General features: G+C 68.7%; 9 protein-coding genes and 1 pseudogene. 4 read left to right on the top strand and 6 right to left on the bottom strand.

The genetic code is table 11. From position 1 onward, the window contains the following. Positions 1–193 (bottom strand): annotated as a pseudogene (locus A5652_RS26935) (DNA-directed RNA polymerase subunit alpha C-terminal domain-containing protein); the annotation flags it as partial. Between the two features lie 196 nt (positions 194–389). On the opposite strand from A5652_RS26935, the gene rplQ reads away from it, so the two are divergent. Together rplQ and truA are read left to right on the top strand one after the other, a co-directional pair. Beyond that, the gene (gene rplQ / locus A5652_RS16860; RefSeq protein WP_067353669.1) at positions 390–1,022 is read left to right on the top strand and encodes a 50S ribosomal protein L17; all 633 of its coding nucleotides are present in this window, start codon (positions 390–392) and stop codon (positions 1,020–1,022) included. Beyond that, on the top strand, positions 1,009–1,863 hold the full coding sequence (gene truA, locus A5652_RS16855; protein ID WP_082983954.1) for a tRNA pseudouridine(38-40) synthase TruA: 855 nt from the start codon (positions 1,009–1,011) through the stop codon (positions 1,861–1,863). Before rplQ ends, truA begins: the two co-directional genes overlap by 14 nt. Before the next feature lie 4 nt (positions 1,864–1,867). Here the strand turns inward: truA and A5652_RS16850 are convergent, their stop codons facing one another. Genes A5652_RS16850 through A5652_RS16840 form a run of 3 tightly spaced genes read right to left on the bottom strand, consistent with a single transcriptional unit; the run spans position 1,868 to position 4,134 of the window. Beyond that, complete coding sequence (locus A5652_RS16850) at positions 1,868–2,524, bottom strand: cutinase family protein (protein WP_067353678.1); 657 nt, start codon at positions 2,522–2,524, stop codon at positions 1,868–1,870. Continuing rightward, complete coding sequence (locus tag A5652_RS16845) at positions 2,521–3,156, bottom strand: cutinase family protein (RefSeq protein WP_067353662.1); 636 nt, start codon at positions 3,154–3,156, stop codon at positions 2,521–2,523. Before A5652_RS16845 ends, A5652_RS16850 begins: the two co-directional genes overlap by 4 nt. 42 nt (positions 3,157–3,198) lie before the next feature. Beyond that, positions 3,199–4,134, bottom strand: coding sequence for a cutinase family protein (locus A5652_RS16840; protein ID WP_369805811.1), 936 nt, complete (start codon positions 4,132–4,134; stop codon positions 3,199–3,201). A gap of 122 nt (positions 4,135–4,256) precedes the next feature. Between A5652_RS16840 and eccB the strand changes: the two genes are divergently transcribed. Beyond that, positions 4,257–5,627 (top strand): type VII secretion protein EccB, encoded by a 1,371-nt coding sequence (eccB, locus tag A5652_RS16835; RefSeq protein ID WP_067353655.1) that lies wholly within the window; start codon positions 4,257–4,259, stop codon positions 5,625–5,627. Here the strand turns inward: eccB and mycP are convergent. Continuing rightward, on the bottom strand, positions 5,592–6,902 hold the full coding sequence (gene mycP / locus A5652_RS16830) for a type VII secretion-associated serine protease mycosin (RefSeq protein ID WP_067353652.1): 1,311 nt from the start codon (positions 6,900–6,902) through the stop codon (positions 5,592–5,594). The genes eccB and mycP overlap by 36 nt on opposite strands. Beyond that, positions 6,902–8,275 carry a type VII secretion integral membrane protein EccD gene (gene eccD / locus A5652_RS16825; protein ID WP_156745387.1) on the bottom strand — a complete coding sequence of 458 codons (1,374 nt, stop codon included), beginning with the start codon at positions 8,273–8,275 and terminating at the stop codon, positions 6,902–6,904. The genes mycP and eccD overlap by 1 nt, the downstream gene beginning before the upstream one ends. Before the next feature lie 128 nt (positions 8,276–8,403). Between eccD and A5652_RS16820 the strand changes: the two genes are divergently transcribed. Further along, positions 8,404–11,103: type VII secretion protein EccC (locus A5652_RS16820; RefSeq protein WP_067353649.1), on the top strand; the 2,700-nt coding region annotated here is incomplete at its 3' end.

Below are 11,103 nucleotides of genomic sequence, written 5' to 3'. Positions count from 1 at the left end.
TTTCCGCGTAGTCCTGGTCGTCGTAGGACGCCTCGCTGGACCAGGTGCCGGTGGCCACGTCGTAACCCGCGACCTGCGAGGGGTCGAAGCTCGGCGGGCTGTCCTTGAGCGACAGGCCCAGCTGGTGCAGCTTGACCTTCACCTCGTCGATGGACTTCTGACCGAAGTTGCGGATATCGAGCAGGTCGCGGGTTACGACGTGGCCACCGGCACCTGGTCCAGCGAGGCGTCCTACGACGACCAGGACTACGCGGAAACCGAACAGCTGTAATGGCCGTCCGGTGACGATGCGGCCGGGCAGCGGCCGCTGAGGAACCGGACACAACTGACGAAAGTCCGTCCCGGCCCTACCTGATACGGGGGCCGGCCCCAATGAGGAGATAGTCGCAATGCCCAAGCCCACCAAGGGACCTCGCCTCGGCGGGTCGTCTTCCCACCAAAAGGCCCTGCTGGCCAACCTGGCCACGTCGCTGTTCGAGCACGGCCGAATCAAGACGACCGAGCCCAAGGCGCGTGCGTTGCGGCCATATGCGGAAAAGCTGATCACGCATGCGAAAAAGGGTGCGCTGCACAACCGTCGCGAGGTGATGAAGAAGATCCGCGACAAGGACGTGGTGCACGTCCTGTTCGAGGAGATCGGTCCGTTCTTCGCCGACCGCAACGGCGGTTACACCCGCATCATCAAGGTCGAGCCGCGCAAGGGCGACAACGCGCCCATGGCCGTGATCGAGCTGGTGCGGGAGAAGACGGTCACCTCCGAGGCCGATCGGGCTCGCCGGGTGAAGGCCTCGAAGAAGACCGACGCTCCAGTCGCGGCAGCGGCGGCGCCTCAGGCGGCTGTCGAGCCCGAGGAAGCCGTCGGCCCGACGGCCGAGGAAGTCGCGCCCGAGGCCGAGGAGGCCAAGGACGAGGCCGAGCCCACCAAGGCGCAGGAAGAGGCCGAGGAAAAGGCCGAGAAGGCCGTCGCCGCTCGGGCCGAAGCCGAAGCCGCCGAGGCGAACGACGAGGCTGACGAGAGTTAGCGGGGACGTCCGTCTGCGGCTGGATATCGCCTACGACGGAACAGGTTTCGCGGGCTGGGCCACTCAGGCGGGCCAGCGGACAGTGGCGGGAATTCTCGACGAGGCGCTGACGACGGTCTTTCGCACGCCGGTGCGGCTGCGCGCTGCGGGACGCACCGACGCCGGAGTCCATGCCACCGGGCAGGTGGCGCACGTCGACGTGCCGCCCGAAGCGCTGCCGAACGCCTATCCGCGTGCCCCGCACGTCGGTGAACCCGAGTTTCTGCCACTGCTGCGCCGGCTGGGCCGGTTTCTGCCCACCGATGTCCGGGTCGTCGATATCACCCGCGCGCCTGAGGGTTTCGACGCCCGGTTCTCGGCGCTGCGCCGTCACTATCTGTATCGCCTCTCGACGGCGCCCTGGGGTGCGCAGCCGCTGCAGGCCCGCTATGTCACCGCCTGGCCGCGGCCGCTGGACGTCGAGGCGATGGCCGCCGCATCGCGAGACCTGCTGGGATTGCACGATTTCGCCGCGTTCTGCCGTCAGCGCGAGAACGCCACCACCATTCGCGACCTGCAGCGACTGGACTGGACCCGCGACGGCGACCTGATCACCGCGCACGTCAGCGCCGACGCGTTCTGCTGGTCGATGGTGCGCTCACTGGTCGGTGCGCTGCTGGCCGTCGGCGAACACCGTCGTTCCGTCTCCTATTGCCGCGAATTGCTCAGCGCCACAGAGCGATCCAGCGACTTCGCCGCCGCACCCGCCCACGGCTTGTCGCTGATCGGTGTCGACTACCCGCCCGATGACCAGCTGGCCGCACGCAACCTGATCACCCGGGATGTGCGCTCGCGCGATTGAGCACTCACAGCCTGGCGGCGACGAAGCCGGCGGCTTGATCCACCAGCCCGGAGTCGATGTAGGAGGGCTGCAGATGCGAAGGCCAATTCAGGCCGGCCGCTGAGCAGATCGGGTCACCCTTCGCACACACATCGATGGTCTTGGCCGCGAAGGCCGGGTCGAAATCGGGAACGGGGCCAAGGACTTTGCGGGTGCCGTTACCGAACAGGGCGACCGCGGCCACCTGCTGATCCAATGCCTGCGGCAGCGGGTTGGTGAATCCGAATGCCGGTTGGGTCACGGCGACAACCAGATCGGCGGAAACGGCGCCCAGCGAATAGCCGCCGAGCACCTCGCGGGTGCCCGGGCAGGTTCTCGCCATCTGCTGGACATGCGCGCTCATGTCGTTGGCGCCCTTGGCCGGGCTGACATCGGCGGGATAGTTGACGCCGTAGGCGCCCACCGGCATACGCACCTTGGCGCGCAGGGAGTTGAGGAACGCGGCGCCGACGTAACCGACGCCGGGTGGCTCCTCGCGGCCGCGGGCGAAAACCATTTCGGCGCCAGGGCATTCCGCAGATGCGGCCGGCGCGGAGAGAGTGGTGACCGCCAACGCGAGCAGCGATGCCACGGCGATGGACGCGGCGCTCGCCGCGCCGTATGAGCGCTGACTCAAGGTCAGACCCTGCCGGCGACGAAATTCGCGGCCCTGTTGGTCAAGCCGGGCACGTAGCTCAGGTGCGAACTCCACTGCGTACCCCCCGAGCAGATCGGGTCGCCAGGGTTGCACAGGTCGATGGTCTTGCCCTCGAAATTCGGGGACAGCGCGCTCATCAGTTGACCGGCCCGGCCGGACGGATTGCCGAACAGCGCGACGGCGGCCACGTGATCGGCGGCCTGCGGTGGCAATGGCTGGCGGTAGCCGAGGCCGGATATCGGTGCGGCCGTGACGATGTCGACGACGGCGGCGCCTTGAGAGTAGCCGCCCAGCACGAGCTTGGTGCTGGGACAGTTGACGGCCATCTGCTGAAGATGGGTGCTGGCGTCGTTGGCGCCGTTGGTCGCGGCCAGGAAGTCTTTGTTGGCCGGATAGTTCACCGCATATGCGCCAACGCTTTTGCGGGTCTGCTCGCGCAACGCGCTGACGAAGGCACCGCCGACCTTGCCCACACCGGGTGGCTCGTCGGTGCCCCGGGCGAACACCACTTCAACGCCGGGGCACGACGCCGACGCATGCGGAACCAATTGGGGAGCAATCAATAACGCGCCCGTCACGCCAACTCCGATGCCCAGCCCGAACGGGATAAGCCTCACACAGCGATGTTAAGGGGGCGTTGATAACCCGACGGTAACGATTTAGACGAGAGGTGCTTGCGGTGCGTCCGTAGCGGGCGCGGGCACCGCCGGCGCGGGGGACGGACCGGGGCCGGTGCCACCGTGGATAGACGGGCCGGATCCGGGCGGGTTCTGCCCGTAGACCGGCGACTGTGGCCCGTACCCGGGCTGCTGGGGACCGTTGCCGGGTGAGGTCTGCGGGCCGTAGCCGGGGCCCAGCGGCGGACCGAACGCGGGCGACTGCTGGCCGAGGCCGGCGGCCGCCAGTTTCTGCGCGACGAACGCCGCCGCCTGGGTGGTGTAGACGGGGACGTAGCCCTCGGTATGGCCGCTCCACTCGTTACCGGGGCCCGCGTGGCAGATCGGGTCGTTGGGGTTGCACAGGTCGATGGCCTTAGAGCCCAGCATCGCGCTCTGGCTGGGCAGGGTCCCGCCGGCGCGGTCGGCCACGTCACCGAAGGTGGCGACGGCCGCGATGTTGTTGGCGTACTGCGCCGGGAGCGTGCTGCCCCAGCTGATACCGCCGATCGGGACGCCGGCCACGATGTCCATCACCGAGGCGCCCTGCGAGTAGCCGCCCAGCACGATCTTGGTGTTCGGGCACTTCTCCACGCTCTTCTTGACGCGGTCGATCGTGTCGTTGGCGCCGTCGCCGCCGTGCAGCTGCAGCTTGCTGGCGGCGTAGTTCACGCCGTAGGGCAGGATGTTCAGGCCGGTTTGCTGGCGCAGCGAGTCCACGAACGCGTCGCCCACCCGGCCCAGGCCGGGTGGCTCGTTCGTGCCGCGGGCGAAGATGACCTCGACGTCCGGGCAGTCATCGGCGGAGGCTTTGGGCGCCGCGGCGGGGGTCGCGACCAGGCCAGCGGCGATAACCAGGGCAGAAGCGCCCAAGCCGATCAAACGGCCCGCTGACCGCGCGGTGCCCGCCCGACGGGTACGTACACGGTGAGTTTTCACCGGGCAATTTTACCTAACTTGTGATGCGCCGGAACCCGAATGACCTGTGGATAACCGCTCTAGCGCCGGTAAAAGGCGGCTTACCGTGGCCGTTAGCTCGAATTTCGAAGTCAGGAGATCAGGTGCCGCCTCAGCCGGCCACGTGGCTGCACGTCAGCGCCTACCGGTATTTGCTGCGGCGCCTCGAAAGCGCATTGCTGGGAGAGAACGCGGGGTCTCGCTCGGGCACCCATCCGGTGGCGTTCGGGTGTGTGATCACCGTTGTTTTAGTGGCCGGCTGCGCGCTACTCGCCGTGTTGCGGCCTCATGTGGCGCTGGATCGCGCCCAGATCGTGGTGAGCCGGGAGTCCGGGGCGCTCTTCGTTCGGGTGGGCGACGCCTGGCACCCGGTGCTCAACCTAGCCTCCGCCCGGCTCGTCGCCGCGACGGCCGCCAACCCGCAACCGGTCACCGAATCCGACCTGTCCACCACCAAACGCGGCCCGCTGGTGGGCATTCCGGGCGCACCGCAGTTTCTCGGCAAGCCACTGTCTCCAGAGGACATGGGCTGGTTGATATGCGCTAGCACGGGCGCTAGCACCACGACCGTCATCATTGGCCGCCGCTCCGAGGCGCCAACGGTGCACCGCATTCCGACCGGGGAAGCGATCCTGGTGAGCACGGCGTCCAGTACGCCCGCCTACTTGATCTACGACGGACACCGGGCGATCGTGGACCTCGACGATGCTGCCGTGGTGCGCGCCCTGCGCCTCGAGGGCAGAACGCCGCTTCTCGTCTCGCAGGCATTGCTGAATGCCGTGCCGGAAGCGCCGCCTATCGCACCGCCACGTATCCATAGTCGCGGCGCCACTGCCCCGGGTTTGCCCGGATTCGCGGTCGGCAGTGTGCTTCGCATCACGCGCACCGACGGCGACGAGTATTACGCCGTCTTGGCCGCCGGAGTGCAGCGGATCGGCCAGGTGGCGGCTGACCTACTGCGGTTCAAGAACCCGCAGGAGACGGCCAACCCTGTCACCGTCGCGCCCGACGCGATCCGGGCCGCCCCCGTCGTCGCCGAGCTTCCGGTTGGCCTCTTCCCCAATAGGGCGCCCACGCTGTCAGAGCCGGCCGGCACCTTGTGCGCCGGCTGGGAGCAGGTGCGATCCGGCCACAGCGACGTCGTATTCCTGGCCGAGAGCCTGCTGCCGATTCCTTCCGGCCGGGCGCCGGTGGCTTTGGCGCAAGCCGACGGCCCCGGCCCTGCGCTGGACGCCGTGTACGTGCCGCCCGGGGCGAGCGCCTACGTGCGGGCGGGTGACAATGCCGGTACCCGCTACCTGATCACCGACACCGGCGTCCGGTTCGCCGTTCACGACGACGACGCCGCGCACGCGCTCGGGCTTGACGGCGCGGGCCCGGCGCCGTGGCCGCTCCTCACTTTGTTGCCCGCCGGACCTGAGCTGAGCCGGCAGAACGCGTCAATCGCACGCGATGCGGTCGCGGGCTCGCCGTAGGCGGCCTCTGATTGCCCCGGTGGCCAGAGCGAGACTCAGCGCAACCAGGCAGATCGCGACTCCAAGCAGCGCGGTGTCCCGCGCGCGAGAATCGCGCGGTTGGCTCGGCGGCGGCGCGGTGATCGGCACGGCTGCCTTCGACGGGCTGGGACTGTCGCCGGGCGGACCCGTGCCGGTGCTGACCGCGGCGAGCGGGTCAATGGTGCCGTTGCCGACGAGGGGATCCCATCCGGCGGATGGATGATGCGCCGTCGTCTCGATGCGCTGCATCACCTGGCGGGCGGTCCATGCGGGGAAGCGCGCCCGGATCAGCGCGGCAAGCCCGCTGACCACCGGGGCGGCATAGCTCGTGCCGGATACGGGCTCCGGCGCGAGTGACGTCACGGCCTCACCCGGCGCCGCGACATCCACCCAGGGGCCGGCAAGGGTGAAGGCCGAAGGCCCTCCACGAAGATTCACCGATCCGACGGTCAGCACGTAGTCGTCGTACCACGCCGGACTCACGGCGACCGTAATGGTCTGCCAGGTAGCGTCGGCTCGCTGCGCTGGACACTGTCCCGCGCCGGAATTGCCGGCGGCGGCCACGATGACCGCGTCTTTGACGTCGACGGCGTAGGCCAGTGCCGCGCCAAGCGCGCGGTCGTCGAGCGCCGAAGCCACCGGCGCGCACGCAACCGACGAAATGTTGATCACCGAGGCCCCCAGATCGGCCGCCGTCCGAACGGCTTTCGCCAGCGTGTCGACGTCACCGACTCCGGCGTGGGACCGGTCGCCGGTGGGGGCGAATTTCGCGCTGGACTGACGAATGCTGATCAACGTGGCTTCCGGTGCCATCCCGCTGAAGCCGTCGGCCTTGGAATCGGCTGCGGCCGCGATGATTCCAGCCACCAGCGTGCCGTGTGCGTCGCAATCCTGCGTGCCGTCGCCGGTGGACACGTAGTCGCCGCCGGGCACTACATCGGGCAGCCGCAAGTGTCGTGAGATCCCGGTGTCGATGACCGCGACCCGCTGCCCGGTACCGCGGCTGAGTTGCCATACCGCCAACAGGTCGCCCAGGCCCGTCGGCACAGTGCGGCCCGGTGCCGAGTCGATGGTCATCGTCGCGCAAATCTCGCGTTGCACGGTCGGCCACGGGGGGGCCGGCAAGGCGGGCTTGGGCAGCCGGCTCTCATCGATGTCTGGCGGTGAAACCGCCTGCGCCGTCGGCATTCCCCACGCTGCCGCCAGCGTCAGCGCCGACGCGGCCAGCAGGCGGCCGGCCGCGCGCGGACCCATCACGTGAGGTTCAATCCCCGGGCGGCGCCGTACAGTCCACCTACCCAGCAAGTCAACGGAACCATCGCGGCCAGCGCCACCACCTCCAGTAGCCCGAGGCTCCGGCGCAGGACGGGCGAGGCGGCCCTCGCCGGGCCGACGAAGCCCAGGTACACCGCCACGGCGACCACCAGCATCGTGGCTGTCGCGATCCAGGGGCCGGGCACCGGCGCGCGCGAGGCCGCCACGCCGAAGGTCGTTGCGGTAATGAGGATTCCGCATATCGCAGACACCAGCATTCTTCCCGTGTCGGTGGATCGGGAGCGCAGCAGTAGCAGTACACCGGTGAGCGTGCCGAACGCGGTGCACGTCAGACTTGGTGCGCCGGCGAGCACGGTGACGACCGCGCCCACCGTCGCGGATGCCGATAATCCGGCAAGCAGGCTTGTCAACCACCTGTCGGCGCGGACCGCTTGGGAACGTGTTCTCGCGTAGGCAGGTTCGATCTCCGGTGTCCCAAGTCGGGGCGACAGCCCGGCCAACGCGATTGATGCGCGCGCCGCGACAGGAAGCAGGCCGACGGACACCAGCGCGGCCGCCGAAGCGACGATGCGCAGTGGCGCCGCGCTGACCACGCCCACCAGCGCCGCCCCCGCGACGAGCGCGGCGCAGCTCGCCACGGCGGTCAATGTGACCACACCGCAACCCGATACGCGCATCGCGACAAACGCGGTAACGCCGGCCGCCGTCGCGGCCAATAACGCATGGGGCATGCCTGGCGCGCCCGGCACCGCGACAAAGCCGGCAATCGCCGCGAACACCGTGGCAAAAAGGCTCAGCGCCAGCCCGGCGCCCTGGTCCTGATAGCCGCGGTGCGCAACTGCCGCCAGCACGACGGCGAGGCCGGCTCCCGCCAACGCGGTGACCGTCGTGGCGATGTCGCGGCTAGCGTTGAGGCGCAATGTGTTCCGCACTATGGTCAACCCTCCGACGGCGGACCAACCGATCGCCGCCGCCGCCGCGATGAGTCGGGCAGCGCGCGCATGTGAAGCGCGGCCGCGCGGCTTGGTGGTCGCGCCGAGCGCGGCCGACACGGCCTCCGCCATATCGACGTGGCGGGGAGCCGGTAACGGCGTGGTGCTACGGCTTAGCACCAGGATTGCGCCATCGCCGATGCCGTGTTGCGCCAGAGTCATCGACGGATCCAACCCGGTTGCGCCGGGCAGCGACAAGCGGTAGCGCCAGGGCTCGTTGCCGGAATGCCCAACCCTCAGGATGTCGACGACCGACGGAACCAGCACGGCGACAGGGATTCCTGCGGGCAGGGTGACGTCGACGGCCGCAGCGTCCCAATGCACCGAGACGCGTCGCAGGCCGGTGTCGGATGCAGTCAACAGCAAACCCCTCCGTCGGACTCAAAGGAAACATAGCCAGGTCCGCACGAGCCGGTATCCGGTTGTGCACAGGCGACTTGCCACCGATGTCGGCGCTACCTAGCGTCGTCGCACGGGAGGGGGATGAGGTGAACCAGACCGTCGCGCCGGCGGACATCGTTGTTGACGCGCCGCCGGACCTCGCGTCGCCGACCGTGCCGGGCGTACTCGCACGGCTGCTGCCGGTTGCGCTTTCTCTGGCGGGCATGGGCGTCATGGTCGCGATGTTCGCCGCTGGAACTGGTGCGACCCGTAACCCCATGTTTCTGGCATTTCCGGGCACGTTGCTGGTTTCGACCGTGGTGACGGCGCTGACCGGTCGTGCGGGCAGGCAGGGCGGTAGCGTCGATGCCGACCGCGATCAATATGTCGGCTACCTCAGCGAACTGAGTCGGTCCGTGTCCGAAATTGCTGTGGCACAACATCGGTCAGCGATGAACCGGCATCCCGATCCCGACACGCTATGGACGCTGATCGGTGGCCCGCGGATGTGGGAGCTCGGGCCAACCGACGCCGACTTCGGACTCGTCCGTGTGGGCATGGGAACGCAGCCGCTGGGTCGCCGCTTGGTTGCGCCGCAGCTTCCGCCCGAGGAGCACCGGGACCCGGTCACCACCACGGCACTCGAGCGTTTCCTGCATGCGCACTCGACGGTCCGCGCTCCGGTCACGATCGGCCTGCGCGCGGGCACACACGTGACGATCGAGGGCGATCCGGGCGAGGTGCGCGGGCTGCTGCGCGCGATTCTTTGCCAGCTCGCCGTACTGCACGCACCCGACCAAGTGCTGATCGTGGCGGCCGTCGACGACGAGGATCGCGGTCACTGGGATTGGCTGAAATGGCTTCCGCACAATAAACATCCGGTCGACGTCGATGAGGCGGGCCCGGTGCGGATGATCTACCCGAGTGTGGCCGAAGCTCAGGAAGCGCTCACCGCGGTCCAAGGACGCGAAGTGGTTGTGGTCACGGACCTGGCCTCCGGCATCGATCCGATAGTCGGGGTGACCACGGTCGGGGTGGGTGCCCGCTGCGACGGCGCCCCGTTGACGGTCCGGACGCCCGCCGATCCGGCACCCGGATGGTGTCCCGACCGGATGGCGCCCCTCGACGCGCTGATATGTGCGCGCCGACTGGCCGGGTACGATTCGCGCACGGGTCACCGCGCAGCAGATGAGCCGAATTGGCCAGAGCTGATGGGTTTTTCCGAGCTGAACCGCATCGACCCGGTCGCGTGGCGGCGTCGCCGACGAGGCCGCGACCGACTTCGCGTGCCGATCGGAACTACGGTTGGGGGCGGCCCACTCGAGCTGGACATCAAGGAACCGGCCGAAGACGGGATGGGCCCGCATGGGCTGTGCATCGGCGCCACCGGGTCCGGCAAGTCAGAGCTGTTGCGCACGATTGCGTTGGGAATGATGGCGCACAACCCACCGGACGCGCTCAACCTGCTGCTCATCGATTTCAAGGGCGGCGCAACTTTTCTCGACTATACGCGCGCTCCGCACGTGGCCGCTTTGATCACCAACTTGTCCGACGACGCTCACCTGGTGGCGCGGATGCGCGATGCCCTTTCCGGTGAGATGAACCGTCGCCAGCAGCTGCTGCGAACGGCGGGCTGCGCCGGCGTCGCGGCATACGAACGGGCGCGCGGTGTTAGAACGTTGCCTCCGCTGCCCACACTGTTCATCATCGTCGACGAATTCTCCGAACTGCTCAGCCAGCATCCCGATTTCGCCGACACGTTCGCCGCGATCGGCCGCCTCGGCCGGTCGCTGGGCATGCACCTGCTGCTGGCGAGTCAGCGTCTCGATGAGGGCCGGCTACGCGGATTGGAAGCCCACCTGTCTTATCGGATGTGCCTGAAGACACTGTCGGCCAACGAATCCCAGTCCATATTGGGTAGTCTCGACGCATACCGACTGCCAAGCACCCCTGGCGCAGGCTTCTTGCGGATCGGCGGCGGCGAACCGGTTCGCTTCCAGGCCGCGTTGGTGTCGGCGCCGCTGCCGGCGAACACGCCAGCCGGTGGGCAAGCTGTGGCGGCGCGAAAGGTGCGGGTGTTCGGCACCTGGGTGACCGGGACGGTAAGCCGCGCCGCCCAGCTGAGCGAGGCTCCTGAACGAACCATCGCGAGTGTGGTCCTTGACCGTCTGACTGGCAAGGGGCCGCCCGCGCATCGGGTTTGGCTGCCTCCGCTCGGGGCGGCGCCCGCGCTGCACGCCGTCCTGGCCGACGCCGCGTGCGCGCCGGGCAGCCTGGCCGTCCCCATCGGCATTGTCGACCGGCCCTTCGACCAATGCCGGACGCCGCTGGTGGTCGACATGTCCGGAGCCGCGGGCAATCTGGCGGTCGTCGGTGCACCCCAATCCGGGAAGTCGACGGCGCTGCGCACGCTCACTACGGCCTTGGCTGCCACGCATCGCCCGTGCCAGGTGCAGTTCTACTGCCTGGATTTCGGTGGTGGGGCGCTGTCGGCGGTGCGCACCCTGGCGCATGTGGGTGCGGTCGCGGGCCGGGCGGAGCCGCGTCTGGTCGGCCGGATAGTCGCCGAATGCGAGTCGGTCGTGCGGCGCCGCGAAGCCTTGTTCCGCGAGCACGGCATCGCGTCGATCGCCGAATACCGGCAGCGGCGTGCCGCCGTTGATGCATCGCGTGATCCGTTCGGTGACGTGTTCCTGGTCATCGACGGCTGGGGGAGCGTGCGCCAAGAATTCGACGCGCTGGAGGAGTCGGTCACCGCGCTCGCGGCTCAGGGGCTTTCGTACGGCGTGCACGTGGTGTTGTCGGCA

The organism is Mycobacterium sp. 1165178.9, from assembly GCF_001673555.1.
Lineage (GTDB): Bacteria > Actinomycetota > Actinomycetes > Mycobacteriales > Mycobacteriaceae > Mycobacterium.
The sequence above is the reverse complement of the archived record's forward strand: the minus strand, read 5'-3'. Positions and strand labels throughout refer to the sequence as shown.

Coding starts and splice junctions, on each gene's coding strand:
- rplQ (WP_067353669.1), top strand. CDS start 390: ATGCCCAAGCCCACCAAGGGACCTCGCCTCGGCGGGTCGTCTTCCCAC.
- mycP (WP_067353652.1), bottom strand. CDS start 6,902: ATGGGTCCGCGCGCGGCCGGCCGCCTGCTGGCCGCGTCGGCGCTGACG.